The organism is Brevundimonas sp. 'scallop' (genome assembly GCF_011045535.1).
Classification (GTDB): Bacteria; Pseudomonadota; Alphaproteobacteria; order Caulobacterales; family Caulobacteraceae; genus Brevundimonas; species Brevundimonas vesicularis.
The window spans coordinates 737,017-750,924 of the sequence record NZ_CP039382.1; the positions used below are offsets into that span (position 1 = coordinate 737,017).

Annotated in this window: 19 protein-coding genes; 9 read left to right on the top strand and 10 right to left on the bottom strand. The window is 68.3% G+C overall.

The features are described from left to right. Positions 1 to 28: 28 nt before the first annotated feature. The 4 genes from E4341_RS03600 to E4341_RS03615 are packed head-to-tail and all read right to left on the bottom strand — an operon-like array spanning position 29 to position 3,029. On the bottom strand, positions 29 to 766 hold the full coding sequence (locus tag E4341_RS03600; protein ID WP_066552743.1) for a 1-acyl-sn-glycerol-3-phosphate acyltransferase: 738 nt from the start codon (positions 764 to 766) through the stop codon (positions 29 to 31). Next, on the bottom strand, positions 767 to 1,411 hold the full coding sequence (locus E4341_RS03605) for a YdcF family protein (protein ID WP_017506413.1): 645 nt from the start codon (positions 1,409 to 1,411) through the stop codon (positions 767 to 769). It lies immediately after the preceding gene. After that, positions 1,408 to 2,322 (bottom strand): ABC transporter permease, encoded by a 915-nt coding sequence (locus tag E4341_RS03610; protein ID WP_084375396.1) that lies wholly within the window; start codon positions 2,320 to 2,322, stop codon positions 1,408 to 1,410. Before E4341_RS03610 ends, E4341_RS03605 begins: the two co-directional genes overlap by 4 nt. Further along, the gene (locus tag E4341_RS03615; RefSeq protein WP_165115218.1) at positions 2,319 to 3,029 is read right to left on the bottom strand and encodes a cell division ATP-binding protein FtsE; all 711 of its coding nucleotides are present in this window, start codon (positions 3,027 to 3,029) and stop codon (positions 2,319 to 2,321) included. Before E4341_RS03615 ends, E4341_RS03610 begins: the two co-directional genes overlap by 4 nt. A 71-nt stretch (positions 3,030 to 3,100) precedes the next feature. On the opposite strand from E4341_RS03615, the gene E4341_RS03620 reads away from it, so the two are divergent. From E4341_RS03620 to E4341_RS03640, 5 genes are all read left to right on the top strand, one after another. Then, entirely contained in the window at positions 3,101 to 4,039 is a 939-nt protein-coding gene (locus tag E4341_RS03620; RefSeq protein ID WP_165115220.1) for an MJ0042-type zinc finger domain-containing protein, read from the top strand. Next, positions 4,032 to 4,565 (top strand): phosphoribosyltransferase, encoded by a 534-nt coding sequence (locus E4341_RS03625; protein ID WP_055754434.1) that lies wholly within the window; start codon positions 4,032 to 4,034, stop codon positions 4,563 to 4,565. The genes E4341_RS03620 and E4341_RS03625 overlap by 8 nt, the downstream gene beginning before the upstream one ends. 160 nt (positions 4,566 to 4,725) lie before the next feature. After that, positions 4,726 to 5,280 (top strand): 50S ribosomal protein L21, encoded by a 555-nt coding sequence (gene rplU, locus E4341_RS03630; protein WP_017506418.1) that lies wholly within the window; start codon positions 4,726 to 4,728, stop codon positions 5,278 to 5,280. A 99-nt stretch (positions 5,281 to 5,379) separates the two neighbouring features. After that, entirely contained in the window at positions 5,380 to 5,667 is a 288-nt protein-coding gene (rpmA, locus tag E4341_RS03635; RefSeq protein ID WP_039244031.1) for a 50S ribosomal protein L27, read from the top strand. A gap of 167 nt (positions 5,668 to 5,834) precedes the next feature. Beyond that, positions 5,835 to 6,368 carry a GNAT family N-acetyltransferase gene (locus E4341_RS03640; RefSeq protein ID WP_045810625.1) on the top strand — a complete coding sequence of 178 codons (534 nt, stop codon included), beginning with the start codon at positions 5,835 to 5,837 and terminating at the stop codon, positions 6,366 to 6,368. A 16-nt stretch (positions 6,369 to 6,384) separates the two neighbouring features. On the opposite strand, the gene E4341_RS03645 is transcribed toward E4341_RS03640, so the two are convergent. Beyond that, positions 6,385 to 6,582, bottom strand: coding sequence for a hypothetical protein (locus tag E4341_RS03645; RefSeq protein WP_039244035.1), 198 nt, complete (start codon positions 6,580 to 6,582; stop codon positions 6,385 to 6,387). A 115-nt stretch (positions 6,583 to 6,697) separates the two neighbouring features. Continuing rightward, the gene (locus tag E4341_RS03650) at positions 6,698 to 7,213 is read right to left on the bottom strand and encodes a hypothetical protein (RefSeq protein WP_165115222.1); all 516 of its coding nucleotides are present in this window, start codon (positions 7,211 to 7,213) and stop codon (positions 6,698 to 6,700) included. A gap of 174 nt (positions 7,214 to 7,387) precedes the next feature. Between E4341_RS03650 and E4341_RS03655 the strand changes: the two genes are divergently transcribed. Continuing rightward, positions 7,388 to 8,590 carry a threonine ammonia-lyase gene (locus E4341_RS03655; RefSeq protein ID WP_165115224.1) on the top strand — a complete coding sequence of 401 codons (1,203 nt, stop codon included), beginning with the start codon at positions 7,388 to 7,390 and terminating at the stop codon, positions 8,588 to 8,590. Next, positions 8,571 to 9,086 carry an FKBP-type peptidyl-prolyl cis-trans isomerase gene (locus E4341_RS03660; protein WP_165115226.1) on the top strand — a complete coding sequence of 172 codons (516 nt, stop codon included), beginning with the start codon at positions 8,571 to 8,573 and terminating at the stop codon, positions 9,084 to 9,086. The genes E4341_RS03655 and E4341_RS03660 overlap by 20 nt, the downstream gene beginning before the upstream one ends. A gap of 44 nt (positions 9,087 to 9,130) precedes the next feature. Here the strand turns inward: E4341_RS03660 and queG are convergent, their stop codons facing one another. Further along, entirely contained in the window at positions 9,131 to 10,240 is a 1,110-nt protein-coding gene (gene queG, locus E4341_RS03665; protein WP_165115228.1) for a tRNA epoxyqueuosine(34) reductase QueG, read from the bottom strand. Positions 10,241 to 10,262: 22 nt separating this feature from the next. Continuing rightward, positions 10,263 to 10,838, bottom strand: coding sequence for a DUF2239 family protein (locus tag E4341_RS03670; RefSeq protein WP_165115230.1), 576 nt, complete (start codon positions 10,836 to 10,838; stop codon positions 10,263 to 10,265). Positions 10,839 to 10,896: 58 nt separating this feature from the next. On the opposite strand from E4341_RS03670, the gene E4341_RS03675 reads away from it, so the two are divergent. Continuing rightward, entirely contained in the window at positions 10,897 to 11,232 is a 336-nt protein-coding gene (locus E4341_RS03675) for a GIY-YIG nuclease family protein (protein ID WP_165115232.1), read from the top strand. On the opposite strand, the gene E4341_RS03680 is transcribed toward E4341_RS03675, so the two are convergent. Beyond that, on the bottom strand, positions 11,229 to 11,915 hold the full coding sequence (locus E4341_RS03680) for a glutathione S-transferase family protein (RefSeq protein WP_165115234.1): 687 nt from the start codon (positions 11,913 to 11,915) through the stop codon (positions 11,229 to 11,231). The genes E4341_RS03675 and E4341_RS03680 overlap by 4 nt on opposite strands. Positions 11,916 to 11,976: 61 nt before the next feature. Next, the gene (locus E4341_RS03685; protein WP_165115236.1) at positions 11,977 to 12,969 is read right to left on the bottom strand and encodes a cation diffusion facilitator family transporter; all 993 of its coding nucleotides are present in this window, start codon (positions 12,967 to 12,969) and stop codon (positions 11,977 to 11,979) included. A gap of 138 nt (positions 12,970 to 13,107) precedes the next feature. Between E4341_RS03685 and E4341_RS03690 the strand changes: the two genes are divergently transcribed. Continuing rightward, on the top strand, positions 13,108 to 13,908 hold the full coding sequence (locus E4341_RS03690) for an undecaprenyl-diphosphate phosphatase (RefSeq protein ID WP_165115238.1): 801 nt from the start codon (positions 13,108 to 13,110) through the stop codon (positions 13,906 to 13,908).

Here is a 13,908-nt window from a genome sequence, read left to right on the forward strand (position 1 = left end):
TTCCATGAATGGCGCCCGAGCGGGGAGGTCAGGCCGGTTCAGAATGCGCAAGCTGGGCCTTTGGCTCCAGCAGCGCCAACGACGCCGTCTCTATGCGACTTTCCAGCAACGCCATCATGGCCCCGCGCTTCAGCTGGGCCGGGATCGGCTCAAGGAATTCGAAAACGACCGTGCCGGGATACCGGCGGAAACCATGAGCCGGCCAGTGGACGCCGGAGTTGGTGGCGACGGGCCAGCAGGGGCCTTCCAGATCGCGATAGATTGCGGCGACGCCGGGCTTGTAGTCGCCCGGCACGCCCGGATCGTTGCGAGTGCCCTCGGGGAAGATGACGATCTGGCGGCCTTCGGACAGGCGGTCGCGCGCCTGTCGCGTCATATCCTTCAGCGCCTTGGCGTGGCCCGCGCGATCCACGGCGATCATCTTGGCCTTCCAGGCGAACCAGCCGAAGAAAGGCAGGGGCATCAGCTCCTTCTTCATCACGAAACAGGCGTCGGGCAGGACGGCCAGCAGCGCCACGATGTCCAGCATTCCCTGGTGTTTGGACGCGATCAGGGCGGCGCCCGACGGGGCGTGCTCCAACCCGCGCACCTCGACCTTGACCCCCGCGATCCAGCGCAGGCCGAACAGGACGATCTTCGCCCACAGCTTGCACACGCCCTGCACATAGCGGTGCGGCAGCAGCAGGACCGGCGACAGGCCGATGGCGATGATCGGCATCGACAAATAGAGCCAGGCGGTGAAGATCAGGGAACGCAGGGTGTTCACTTAGGACGCGGCCTTTTCGTCAGGGGCGGTTTCGGTCTCGGCCGTGACGGCGGCGGGCCGGTCGCGGGTGATGCGACGCACGCCCTCACGGCCCAGGACGGCGAGGTATTTCATATATTCCAGCGTCATTCGACGCGCGGTCACCGCCGCCCGCCACCAGCGCGCATTGTCCAGCGAGGGCGTGGAAATGGCGTAGGGCGTCAGTTTCACGCCCGGCAGCTGGCCCCGGATTTCGACCAGCGAACGCGGCATATGATAGTCGGAGGTCACGACGATCAGGCTGCGATAGCCCTTAGCGCGGCTCCAGGCGGCGATCTCCTGGGCGTTGCCGACGGTGTCCTCGGCCTCGAAGCCCAGGTCGACGCAGCAGTTGAACAGACGGCTGGAGCCGGGCGTCAGCTCGCGCAGCTCCTGACGGCGCACCTCGCGATTGACGCCGGAGATCAGCACCCGCTCGCCCTTGCCCTGTTCCAGCAGGCGGATGGCGGTGTTGACCCGCTCGGACGACGGACCGGTCAGGGCCACGATGGCGTCGGCGCGGGCGGGGTCGTCGGCCGGCGTCAGTTCGCGCACCCGGTGGGCGAAGGCGAACAGGCCGACCAGCCAGATCAGACCGGCGATGAAGATGACGCTCAACAGTCTCATGCGCCCCCTCCCTCTGTCGGCCGTCCTGAAGCCAGCATTCGCATGGCGGCGAATCTCGCCGCGAGAACCGCAACCGTAGCCGCGAGCAGCGGGCAAGGCGAGAGCAACGCCAGGTCGCTCCAGCTGATCGGCAGGGCCGCCGTCAGGCCGCCCGATCCGCCGATGAACCGCAGGAGGATCAGAAGGACCGCCGCCAGCCCGGCGCCGATCGCGCCCGCGCCGGCCGCCATCAGACCGAACCGCCGCTGGAACAGCCAGGCGATGGCCCCGTCGGTCGCGCCGTTCAGGCTCAGGGTCTCGATCACGCCTTGACCCGCCGCCAACCCCGCCCGGGTCGCATAGGCGATGGCGGCGGCCGCAGCGAAGGCGACGGCCAGGAAGGCGGCGCCGGCCAGGACCGTGATCATGCCGGCGGACCGCTCGACCTCGCCGCGCCACAGGCTGTGATCGTCCACCGTGGCGTCCAGCCCGGCCTCGGCTAGGGCGCGGCTCAGGGTGACGGCGCTGGCGGGGGCGTCGCGGTTCAACCGCACGGTCACCAGATGGGGCAGGGGCAGATCGGGCAAGACTGCGTCGCCGAGCCAGGGGCGCAGCAGGTCCTCGGCCGCCTTGCGGCTTAGGGCGGCGGCCTCCTCCACCCCATCGACGCCGGATAAGGTCTCGGCCGCGCGCGCGGCCGCGGTGTCGCCGGTTTCGCCGACGCGGGGACGGACCTGCACGGTGGCCTCGGCGCCCAGCTGTCGGGCCCAGCCGTGCGCGGCGCGGTCGGCGGCGGAGGCGGCGACGGCCGCGAGACAGGCCAAAAAGCACAGGACGGCGATAACGGTCATCAGCCACGGCTCGCCGGCCGCGGCGGGCGGCAGCAGGCCGGGCCGGCGGCTGGAGAGACTAAAATCGGACAGACGGATCATGCGGTGGCCCGCGAGGATTCGCTGAGCCGTCCGGCCTCCAGCCTCAAGACGCGCGCGCCGGATCGCTGGGCCAGGGCCTCGTCATGGCTGGCGATCAGGACGGTGGCGCCCAGTTTGTTCAGCGACTGGAACAGCCGCAGCAGCTTGTCAGCCATCACGGCGTCCACGCTGCCGGTCGGTTCGTCCGCCACGATCAGGCCGGGGCGGGTGATGACGGCGCGGGCGATGGCCAGCCGCTGCTTCTCACCGCCGGACAGGGCGGGGGGACGGGCCTCCATCCGGCGACCCAGGCCCACCCATTTCAGCATCTCGCGCACGTCGTCGGCGTACTCGGCCTCGGATCCGCCCGCGAGCCGCAAGGGCAGGGCGACGTTGTCGAAGGCCGACAGATGATCCAGCAGGCGGAAATCTTGGAACACCACGCCCATCCGCCGCCGAAAGGCCGGGATGTCGCGACGATCGATGCGCGTGACATCCGATCCGAACAGGCGGAGGGTTCCCGTTCGGGGTTGGTCCGCCAGCGTCAGCAGACGCAGCAATGAAGACTTTCCGGCCCCGGACGGCCCGGTAAGGAAGTGGAAAGAGCCGCGCGGCAAAATGAGGTTAACGTCCCGCAGCACGTCGGGCGCGCCGACATAGCCGAAGCCGACGCCAGACAGGCGAACGGTCTCGGTCATAGCGGCGGGTTCGGCGGGCGAGGACGGCATGGTATGTGTTTCAGGAACAGGGCGCGGTCTCGCGCCTTACGGGAGGGGGCGACAGCCTCGCAGTCAGCCACATGATACTGACCTGCCCCGCCTGCGCCACCAGCTATTTCATTCGTGACGAAGCCATAGGCCCCGAAGGCCGCAAGGTGCGCTGCCAATCGTGCGGCGAAGTCTGGCGCGCGACGCCGGACGAGCCGCTGGAACTGACCTTGACGCCCGACCCGGTGGTCGCAGCCGCCGCCACGCCTGCAACCTCGCCCGAACCCGATCCGGCGCCGACCGCCGCCAGCCTGGCCGAAACGCCGGCGCCGGAGTTGCCCCGGGCGTTCCGCGCCCGCGCCGATCGCCAAAAGAAGCTGCGCCGCGCCGCCACTCAGGGCGTGATCTGGGCGGGTCTGGCCAGCGTCTTCATCGGCCTGATCGTTTCGGCCTTCCTGTTCCGCGTCGAGATCGTCCAGGCCTTCCCCCGAGCCGCTTCGGCCTACAAATTCTTCGGCGCGCCGGTCAATCCGGTCGGGCTGGACTTCGAGGCGCTGACGGCCAAGGCTGCGCCGAACCATCCCGGCATGGTCGTGGTGTCCGGCGCCATCCGCAATGTGCGCGACGTCGAGATCGTCTCGCCGCCGATTCGCGTGGCTCTGCTGGACGCCGCCGGCGCCGAGGTCGGGTTCAAGATCGTAAAGATCGACGCGGCGCCGGTCCTGCCGGGCAAGGTCCAGGGCTTTGCCGCCCTGATCCCCGATCCGGGCGGCCACGGGGCGGGGATCGGCGTCGACTTCGCGCCGGCCGGCCCTGAGCCCGCCAAACCCCCAGCTGAACACGGCGGACATGATGCGAAGGCCGCGCCCGCGCATGCAGCGCAGCCCGCCGCCGAAACCTCGCAGGGGCTGCGCTCGGCGACGGCGCCCGGCGCCGAGGCGCCGAACACGGCCGCGCCGATCGACGCGCGACCGGTCGGGGCTGTGGACAAGGGGCATGGTGAGGCGGTATCGGCCTCGCATCATGGCTGATCCCTCTCCGACGCCGACCGTTCTTCTGTCCGAGGCCGAGGTGGCGCGCATCGTCGCCGACCTGGCCCAGCGCATCGCGCCCGTCATCGACGACGACACGGTCGCCGCCGTGCTGCTGACCGGCGGCCTGTGGTTCGCGGCCGACCTGACCCGCGCCCTGTCGCGCGTTGGCCGCAACGTCCGTTTCGACGCCCTGTGGCTGGCCTCCTATGGCGATGAACAGACCAGCCGGGGCCGGATCGACGTCTATGCGCCGTTCCAGCGCCCGATCGCGGGACGCCGCGTCCTAATACTCGACGACGTGTTCGATACCGGCCTGTCGCTGGCGGAGGCCGTGCGCATCGCCAAGGACGCCGGCGCGTCCGAAGTCCTGACCTGCGTCTTCGCCAGGAAGCCCTGGCCCAAGCCCCGCGCGCCCGAGCCCGACTTCGTGGGCTGGGAGGCGCCGAACCGCTTCCTGGTCGGTTATGGCCTGGACCACGCTGGGACGCTGAGGGGCCTGCCGGACATCTGCGCCCTGGACTGAGTTTGAGGCGCGGCGACAGCGGGGATAATCCGTCCGGGGCTGAATTTCCGCCCGGTTCGGCGTTGACTCTCCGACACCCTTCCGTATATGTCGCCGCTCTTCGCCGCCGGGGCCCTCTCCGGGGGCGTATCTTTTTTTGCGTTTGCGCTGAGGCTTCAACATGTACGCGGTGATCAAGACCGGCGGCAAGCAGTACCGGGTCCAACCGGGCGACACCATCGTCGTCGAAAAGCTCGACGGCGACGCCGGCGCTGAGCTGAAGTTCGACAGCGTCCTGATGCTGGGCGGCGACAAGGGCGTGACCCTGGGCGCCCCCCTGATCGACGGCGCCTTCGTCGGCGCGACCCTGGTCGAGACCCGCAAGGGTGAGAAGATCAAGATCTTCAAGAAGACCCGTCGGCAGGGCTATCGCCGCACGAACGGCCATCGCCAGATGGAATCGGTCCTGCGCATCACCGGCATCGAAGGCGCCGGCGAGACCGCCAAGTGGGACGGCAAGGTCGATCTGACCACCAAGGCCGAGATCAACCTGCGCGCTCGCAACCTGGCCGCTCGTGACGCCACCTCCTCGCTGGGTTCGACCGAGACGGTCGTGACCGACGTGGACGGCGCCGAGGTCAAGGGCGTCGTGGTCGAGAGCTCGGCTCCCGCCAAGAAGGCCCCGGCCAAAAAGAAGGCTGCGCCCAAGGCTGAAGCCGCCGGCGACGAAGCCTAAGACATTCACCGGCGCTCACCGCGCCAGACCAGTTAAGAGAGACGTCCTCAAGTAGGCCGAAAGGCCGGTAGGACCCTCAAGAAAGTACGGAGCGGCAAGATGGCTCACAAGAAATCCGGTGGTTCGTCGCGTAACGGTCGCGACTCCGAGTCGAAGCGCCTTGGCGTGAAGAAGTATGGCGGCGAGCGCGTGCTGGCCGGCAACATCATCGTGCGCCAACGCGGCACCACCTTCCACGCCGGTGAGAACATGGGCATGGGCCGCGACCACACCCTGTTCGCCCTGACGAACGGCGCTGTGAAATTCACCACCAAACGTGGCGGCCGTTGTTACGTGTCGATCCTCGCGGCCAACGACGACGCCGCTCAGGCGATGGCCGCCGAGTAACGCAGTCTGGACCTTCCCGGATCGCGTTGCTCCTGCCAGCAGCCGATCCGGACCAGGGATGATAATCCGCGGGGAGTCTGGATCACCAGGCTCCCCGTTTGCGTTTCCCCGCCTCGAAGACCGTCCGAGCCCTTCAAGGAGATGGTCGACAATCCGAGGCAACGCCCATGTGCGTCATCGAAACCTCTCCTGTCGTCGAGACCCGGCGCCTGATCCTGCGCGCGCCCGCGCCCCAGGATGCGCCGCGCATCGCCGCCCTGGCCAACGACCTGGACATCGCGCGCATGACCAAGCGGATGCCGCATCCGTTCCAGATGCGCGACGCCGACGACTTCGTGCTGCAGGTCGCCTCGCAAGATCCCAGGCGAGCCAACACCTTCGTCATCGACCATGAGGACGTGGGGCCCATCGGCGTCATCGGTCTGTTCGAGGGCGAGGATCGGGTGCCGGAAACCGGCTATTGGATCGGGCGTGAATACTGGGGTCGGGGCTTCGCCACCGAGGCGCTGGACGCCGCCCTGGTCTGGGCCAGCCGAAAGTGGAAGCGCCGGGCGCTGGTCGCCGGCCATTTCGCCGACAATCCGGCCTCTGGCCGCGTGCTGGAAAAGGCGGGCTTCCTCTACACCGGCGAGACGCGCCGGGCGTGGAGCCGGGCGCGTCGGGCCGAGGCCGATACGCGCATGATGGTTTGGCTGGCCTGACGGCCAGCCCGCAATGTCAGCCGCCCGCCAGGGCGGGGCCATAGACGGCCGCGACGGCGACGGCGCCCACCACCAGCATGGCGCCCGCGCCGGCGATGAAGGTCGCGATGGTCTTGGACCGGCGACGCCGCATGCCGCCCGCCTTGTACTTGCGGATGATGACCGACGGCCCTCGCGTAAAGGCCTCGGATCCTATGATATTGTGTTGGGACAAGAAAAAAGCTCCCCGAACTCTCGCACAGAAGCAGCGATCAGTCCGGGGCGCTCGTGGTCAGAAGATGGCGATCCGCGTTACCGGGGTCGCATCTTCGTGAGAAGGGGCGTGCGGGTCACAGGGTGACGGAGACGGCCCGGCCGCCGCGCGTCTGCACCGACTGCATCAGCACCAGGGGCGCGTCGCCCGAGGTGACCGGCACGATCAGGAACCAGCCGCCGTCCGGCAGGCCGTCGAAGCGGAAACGGCCGTTCTCGCACCGCTCGGAGCGGACATAGTTGCGATAGTCGGCGTTGGCGTCGGCGACGGTGCGGGCGCGGACGACGGCGGCGGGCACGGCCGCGCGCTGGGTCGAACCGTACAGGGTGCGAATGCGGGCGCGCGTGTAGGGGGTGTCCGGCGTCAGGCCGACGCTGGCGACGCAGTCGAAGGCCTTGCCGTCCCGGGCGAAGGCGATCTGGCCCTGAATGCTGTTGCGGCCGGGCATTTGGGACCAGCCGAAATCGGCCTCGTTGAAGGCGGCGGGGCCCCCGTTCGGCAGGCCGCCGCCAGCAGTGGGCGCACAGGCGGAGAGGGCTGCGGCGGTCAGGGCGAGAGCCAGGCCAGGGGCGGCGAACGAACGGATCGACATGGGGCTTCCTCCGGGATTTCGGGGTCGTGGGGGACGACTTCCCCCACTATCGCACGACAGGCCGGGCGACTTCCACGCTCAAGATTCCCCCTCTGGACCCGGACCCGACAACGCGCGAAACAGGCCCGACAACGCGCCCATTCGTCGAGGCGCGACAGCTCGGAAACGCCCTGTATGACCGTCACCTTCGCCGATATCCAAGCCGCGCGCACCCGGATCGCCGGTGCGGTCGACCGCACCCCGACCCGCTATTCCAGAAAGCTGTCGCAGCTGACCGGATCCGAGGTCTGGGTGAAGTTCGACAATCTGCAATTCACCGGCAGCTTCAAGGAGCGCGGGGCCCTGAACCGGCTGCTGATGCTGAGCCCCGAGGAGATGAAGCGCGGCGTGGTGGCCGCCAGCGCCGGCAACCACGCCCAGGCCCTGGCCTATCACGGCGGACGGCTGGGCGTGCCGGTGACCATCGTGATGCCGGAGGGCACGCCCTTCGCCAAGATCAACGGCACCCGCTCGCACGGCGCGACCGTGGTGATCGAAGGGCTGGACTTCACCGGCTCGACCGAGGCGGCCAAGCGGCTGGAAGCCGAAAAGGGCTATGTCTTCGTCTCGGCCTTTGACGACGAAGGCATCGTGGCGGGCCAGGGCGTCTGCGCGATCGAGCTTCTGGAGGATGCGCCCGAGGTCGAGGCCCTGATCATCCCCATCGGCGGCGGCGGGCTGATTGCGGGCTGCGCCATCGCGGCCAAGGCGATGAAGCCGGACATCAAGGTCTTCGGCGTCGAGGCCGCCCGCTATCCCTCCTTCACCGCCAAACGGGCGGGCCAGCCGCCGGTCTGCACCGGCCAGACCATCGCCGAAGGCATCGCCATCAAGGCCGTGGGCGACATTCCCTTCGCCCTGGCCGACCCGCTGGTGGACGAGGTCTTCGTCTGCGAGGAAGCCGACTTCGAACGGGCCGTCGCCACCTATGTCACCTATGAGAAGACGGTGTCCGAAGGCGCGGGCGCCGGCGGTCTGGCGGCGCTTCTGGCCTATCCCGACCGGTTCAAGGGGATGAAGGTCGGGCTGGAGCTTTGCGGCGGAAACATCGACGCGCGGATGCTGGCGGTCGTGTTGAATCGCGAGATGGTCCGTGAGCGGAGATTGATCGTCTATCGCATCCTGGGCGACGACCGGCCGGGCATGTTGTCGGCCATGGCGGCGGTGATCGGCGGCCTGGGCGGCAACATCATCGACGTGGTCCACAACCGTCTGGCGCTGGACGTGCCGGCCAAGGGCGCCGAGTTCGACATCATGGTCGAAACGCGCGATAGCGCCCACGCCGACGAGATCGGCGAGGCCTTGAAGGAACGCGGCTATGAACTTCGGATGGGGTAAGGCGGCTCTGCTCGCTGCGGTGCTGCTGGCGGGCTGCGGCCAGGCCGAGCCGGTTGATCCGAACGCGGGCAAGGCCGAGGCGGCCGCCTTCATGGCCAAGAACGCCAAGGAAGAGGGCGTCCAGACCCTGCCCAGCGGCCTGCAATACAAGGTGGTGCAGGCGGGACCGGCCGGCGGCGTCAGCCCGGACCGCAACGACCTGGTCAAGGTCGATTACGAGGGCAAGCTGGTCGACAACAGCGTGTTCGACAGCTCCTTCGCACGCGGCGCGCCGGCGGTGTTCACGCCCGAGGAGGTCGTCAAGGGCTGGACCGAGGCGCTGCAGAAGATGCGCGTCGGCGACGAATGGCTGCTCTATGTCCCGCCCGAGCTAGGCTATGGCGAGCAGGGTAATCCCAAGATCCCCGCCAACTCCGTGCTGATCTTCCGCCTGAAACTGCTCGACGTGGCCAAGGTGCCTGGCGGCGGATCGGGCGTCGGCACGGCCATGGGGTGACCCTCACGCAATCCGTCGACTCGCTGCGAAGCGGGACCTAGACCTCAAGCGCGCCGCCATTCGCTTAGAACCTGAGGATCGGTCTCGGTCGTCGCCTTGGCCAGGGCCGCGAAGTCGTCGGGCGGCGTGAGTTGCGACAGGGCCCAAACCGCCGCGCTGCGCACCAGGGACGAGGGGTCGGCCAACAGCGCCTGCGTCGGTTCGATCAGGGACGGGTCGTTCGAGTTGCCGACGGCGTAGAGCACGTTCCGAAGGAAGCGGTCGCGGCCGATGCGCTTGACCGGGCTCTTGGTGAACAGGGCGCGGAAGGCGGCGTCGTCCAGCGTCAGCAGGTCGGACAGGCGCGGGCTTTCGAAGGCCTCGCGTGGCATTAGCCGGATTTCGCGAGCTTCCTGGGCGAACTTGTTCCAAGGGCAGACCGCCAGACAGTCGTCGCAGCCATAGATGCGCGATCCGGTCAGGGTGCGGAACTCGACCGGCCAGGGACCGGCGAACTCGATGGTCAGGTAGGACAGGCAGCGCCGGGCGTCGAGCTGGAACGGGGCGGGGAAGGCGTTCGTCGGGCAGGCGTCTAGACAGGCGGTGCAGCGGCCGCAGTGTTCGCTCTCGGCCGCGTCCGGCGCGATCTCGGCGGCGGTCAGGATGGTCCCGAGGAACAGCCAGTTGCCGTGGGTGCGGCTGAGCAGATTGGTGTGCTTGCCCTGCCAGCCCAGGCCGGCGCGCTGGGCCAGCGGCTTTTCCATCAGGGGGGCGGTGTCGACGAAGACCTTGATGTCCGCGCCGTTGCGCGCCGCGATCTGGCCGGCCAACTGTTTCAGCCGGCCTTTGATGACCTCGTGATAGTCGTCGCCGCGCGCATAGACCGAGATGTAGCCGGCCGAACGGTCAGCCAGCTGATCCAGCGGGTTCTGCTCCGGGCCGTAGTTCATGCCCAGGACGATGGCGGTCCGGGCCTCGTCCCACATGGCGGTCGGATGCTGGCGGCGATCCAGCGTGGTTTCCATCCATTCCATGTCGCCATGCCGGCCCTCGTCCACGAAACGCCGCAGCCGCTCGCCCGCCGGCCAGGCGTCGGCCGCCGAGGCGAACCGGCAGACATCGAAGCCCAGCTCGGCCGCGCGCTGGCGGATGAAGGTTTTCAGGCGGTCGGACACGGCCGGGGGATAGCATGAAGTCTCATTTGCACGCAGTGGCTGAGAGACGTCTTTGGCAATCGCTGGATGCCGCATCGCCGTCGAACAATTCGAGAATCTCGGCCCGAATGTCAGTGGGCCAGGGGGCGATCAGGGCGGTCAAACGGTCGCGATCGCCCGCGAACAGGGCGCGGCTGGCCTCTTCGAAGTCGGGGGCGTCGCCGGCCATCTCGACCATGAAGCCGTAGGCGGCGTCGGTGCGACGGCGGCGCGCATCGTCGTGGGCGCCGGTCTTGCGCGCCTGCTCCACCAGACGGCGCAGGGCGGCCGAGGCGCCGCCCGGCTGGGTCGCCAGCCAGTCCCAGTGACGGGGCAACAGCGTGACCTCGCGCGCGGCGACGCCCAGACGCGGACGGCCGCGCTTTGGAGCCGGAGCCGGTTCTTGTTCGCGGAGGGCCAGGTCGACCGGTCGACCGGTCGCCAGATCGAACACGCGCAGCGCGGCTTGAGGCGAGGCCGCCAGGGCCTTGCGGAAAGCGGCAGCCACGGCGGCGTCCGAGCCTCTGGCGATGCGGCGGGGACCGTCGAACAGGACCAGATCGCGATCTTCATCGTTCATGTATTTACCCGGATAAAATTGTCTGTCATGTTTGTACCCGGATAAATAAGAGAGCGCCATGACTCCGACAAATCGCAAGAGCCTGATCGCCGAATATAAGGAGCGCGCGACCATCGCCGGGGTCTATGCCGTGATCTGCAGCGCGACAGGTCAGGCCTGGGTCGGCAAGAGCCGCCACATCGACACAGAACAGAACGGCCTGTGGTTTGCGCTGCGCCACGGCGGCAGTCCGTATCGGTCGCTTCAGGCGGCGTGGAAGGCGCACACGCCCGAGGATTTCCGCTTCGAACAGCTGGACCGCCTGCCGGAAGACATCTCGGACATGCGGCGCAAGGACCAACAGGTCAGTCGCGCCAAGCTGTGGATCGCCCGGTTGAGCGCGGAGGCGCTTTAGAAATCCAGATCCGCATACCATGCCGAAGGCGGCACGCCGACGAAGCGGTCGGCGAGGAGGGGGCGGAAGCAGGGGCGGGATTTAAGCTTGGAGTACCAGGTCTTCAGACCGGGCCAGGTCTTCCACTGGACTTCGCCGAAATAGTCCAGCACCGACAGGTGGGCGGCGGCGATCAGGTCGGCCTGGGACAGGCGGCGGCCGGCCAGCCAGTCGCGCGCGGCGACCAGGTCTTCCAGCATGGCGAGGTGGGATTTTAGGGCGTCGCGCCCGTCGCGCAGAGCGCGGGCCTCGGGCGGGCCGAGCTTGAGCAGGGGTTTTTCCATCCGCTCGTGCAGCAGGACGGCGTCGACCTCGTCCATGAAGCGACGCTCGAACCAGCCGGTCAGGCGCCGCGCCTCGGCCCGTTCGGCGAGGTCGGCGGGCAGCAGTAGGGGCGCCTTCTGCTGATCCTCGATCCAGCCCAGGACGGCGGGCAGTTCGCACAGCACCAGGGGGCGGCCGCGATCCATCGTCTGGATCACCGGCGGCAGGCCGGACGGGTTGAAGTCATTGACCGGGCAATCGTCCTCCCACGGACGAACCGGGGTGTCGGTCCATTCGATCCGCGCCTCGCCCAACGCCAGTCGCGCGGCGCGCGAGGCGGGCTGGAAGGCGAAGTGGAAGAGAACGCAAGGGTCGGCCATCTAAGGGTGATGCGCCCGGACCCGTTAATGCGCGTTTACTGCATTGAAATTGGACGCAAGGTCAGGACCATGGCCCCTTGGGCGCTGGGCCGGTGGGCGCGGGCGCGGCTTGCGGCTCGGCGGGAGCCGCGGCCGGGATCGCACGCTGCGGACGGGCGTGGCCGCGCGGGTCGGCGTGGATAAGGATGTCGGCGGCGGGATACTGGGCCAGCACCCGGTTTTCGGCGGCAACGACGATGGCGTGTGCGGCGTCCAGCGTCTGGTGCGCGTCCAGATCGACATGCATCTGGACCATCATCACCTGACCGGACATGCGGGTGCGCAGCTGGTGCACGCCGAAGACCTGGGGATCGGCCAGGACGGCCTTGGTGATGGCGGCGCGGTCGGCCTCGGGCACGGCGCGGTCCAGCAGGTGATCGGCGGCGGCCTTCAACATGCCCGTCGCGCCCCAGAACAGCCAGACGGCGACGACGATGCCTGCGGCCGCATCCAGTCCCGGCGCGCCCAGGAAGGCGCCTGAAATCACGCCGATCAGCACCACGACGTTGGCGGCGAGGTCCGCCGCATAGTGGGCGCGGTCGCCGGCGACGGCGACGGAGCCGGTCTTCTTCAGCGTTTGGGTCTGCATCCACACCAGCCAGGCCGTGATGACGATGGTGGCGATCACGATCCCGCTCGCCCACAGGCCGGCGGTCACGGGACGGGGGTCGAAGATGCGCTGCACCCCCTCCCAGGCGATGAAGATAGCCGAGGCGAAGACCAGCCCGGCCTGGACCAATGCGGACAGGGCCTCGCCCTTGCCATGGCCATAGCGGTGGTTCTCGTCGGCCGGGGCGGCGGCCCAGCGCACGGCGAAGAAGGTGGTCAGGGACGCCGCCAGATCCAGCACCGAATCCGCCAAGGTCGCCAGAATGGAGACCGAGCCTGAGGCGCCCAGCGCAAAGGCCTTCATCGCGATCAGCACCACCGCGACCCCGACCGACAGGCGGGTGATGCGGCGCGTGGCCAGATGGGCGTCGTCAAGCGAGGCGGGGGCGGGGGCGGGCGTCGTCATTGTCGGCTTCTTCTCGCGCAATCGTGGCTGAAAGCCAACCGCTGGCCCAAACGGGTCGTTCCGTCAGAAACGATCATGCTCTAGGGGGAAGGCATCCGGGCGCGGCGCGTTCCGGGCGCATTGGTTTTCGAGGGTCTCATGTCGGACTGGCTTGCCGCCATTATTCTGGGTCTGGTCGAGGGGCTGACCGAGTTCATTCCCGTCTCGTCCACCGGCCATATGCTGCTGCTGGGCCATTTCATGGGCTTCGAGAGCGCGGGCAAGACGTTCGAGATCGTGATCCAGCTGGGCGCATTGCTGGCCATCGTCAGCGTTTACTTCAAGAAGTTGTGGACCCTGGCGACGCGCTGGCCCTTCGACGCCGAGGCGCGCCGGTTCCTGATCGGGCTGCTGGTCGCCTTCGCGCCGGCTGTCGTGATCGGTTTCCTGGCCTATGACTTCATCAAGACGGTGCTGTTCGAGACGCCGCAGGTGGTGTGCATCGCCCTGATCGTCGGCGGGGTGATCCTGCTGCTGCTGGACCGGATGGACAAGCGGCCCAAATGGCTGGACGCCGAGGCCTATCCGATGCGGATCTATTTCCTGATCGGCCTGTTCCAATGCCTGGCCATGATTCCCGGCGTGTCGCGGTCCGGCGCCACCATCGCCGGCGGGCTGCTGCTGAAGACCGACAAGCGGTCGGCGGCTGAGTTCAGCTTCTTTCTGGCCCTGCCCACCATGGGGGCGGCGGTGGCCTATGACCTGCTGAAGAACCACAAGACGCTGGATTTCAGCGACATCGGCCTGATCGTCGTGGGTTTCGTCGTGGCCTTCATCTCGGCCCTGGCCGTGGTGCGGTTCCTGCTGGATTTCGTGTCCAAGCGCGGCTTCGGCGTCTTCGCCTGGTGGCGTATCGTGGTCGGGGTCGTGGGTCTGGTGCTGTTGCAGGCGGGGTTCTGA

Excerpts from the sequence above, each read along its gene's own strand:
- E4341_RS03605 (WP_017506413.1), bottom strand. The coding sequence starts at position 1,411 with ATGAGACTGTTGAGCGTCATCTTCATCGCCGGTCTGATCTGGCTGGTC.
- E4341_RS03610 (WP_084375396.1), bottom strand. The coding sequence starts at position 2,322 with ATGATCCGTCTGTCCGATTTTAGTCTCTCCAGCCGCCGGCCCGGCCTG.
- E4341_RS03615 (WP_165115218.1), bottom strand. The coding sequence starts at position 3,029 with ATGCCGTCCTCGCCCGCCGAACCCGCCGCTATGACCGAGACCGTTCGC.
- E4341_RS03620 (WP_165115220.1), top strand. The coding sequence starts at position 3,101 with ATGATACTGACCTGCCCCGCCTGCGCCACCAGCTATTTCATTCGTGAC.
- E4341_RS03625 (WP_055754434.1), top strand. The coding sequence starts at position 4,032 with ATGGCTGATCCCTCTCCGACGCCGACCGTTCTTCTGTCCGAGGCCGAG.
- rplU (WP_017506418.1), top strand. The coding sequence starts at position 4,726 with ATGTACGCGGTGATCAAGACCGGCGGCAAGCAGTACCGGGTCCAACCG.
- rpmA (WP_039244031.1), top strand. The coding sequence starts at position 5,380 with ATGGCTCACAAGAAATCCGGTGGTTCGTCGCGTAACGGTCGCGACTCC.
- E4341_RS03640 (WP_045810625.1), top strand. The coding sequence starts at position 5,835 with ATGTGCGTCATCGAAACCTCTCCTGTCGTCGAGACCCGGCGCCTGATC.
- E4341_RS03650 (WP_165115222.1), bottom strand. The coding sequence starts at position 7,213 with ATGTCGATCCGTTCGTTCGCCGCCCCTGGCCTGGCTCTCGCCCTGACC.
- E4341_RS03655 (WP_165115224.1), top strand. The coding sequence starts at position 7,388 with ATGACCGTCACCTTCGCCGATATCCAAGCCGCGCGCACCCGGATCGCC.
- E4341_RS03660 (WP_165115226.1), top strand. The coding sequence starts at position 8,571 with ATGAACTTCGGATGGGGTAAGGCGGCTCTGCTCGCTGCGGTGCTGCTG.
- E4341_RS03670 (WP_165115230.1), bottom strand. The coding sequence starts at position 10,838 with ATGAACGATGAAGATCGCGATCTGGTCCTGTTCGACGGTCCCCGCCGC.
- E4341_RS03675 (WP_165115232.1), top strand. The coding sequence starts at position 10,897 with ATGACTCCGACAAATCGCAAGAGCCTGATCGCCGAATATAAGGAGCGC.
- E4341_RS03680 (WP_165115234.1), bottom strand. The coding sequence starts at position 11,915 with ATGGCCGACCCTTGCGTTCTCTTCCACTTCGCCTTCCAGCCCGCCTCG.
- E4341_RS03685 (WP_165115236.1), bottom strand. The coding sequence starts at position 12,969 with ATGACGACGCCCGCCCCCGCCCCCGCCTCGCTTGACGACGCCCATCTG.
- E4341_RS03690 (WP_165115238.1), top strand. The coding sequence starts at position 13,108 with ATGTCGGACTGGCTTGCCGCCATTATTCTGGGTCTGGTCGAGGGGCTG.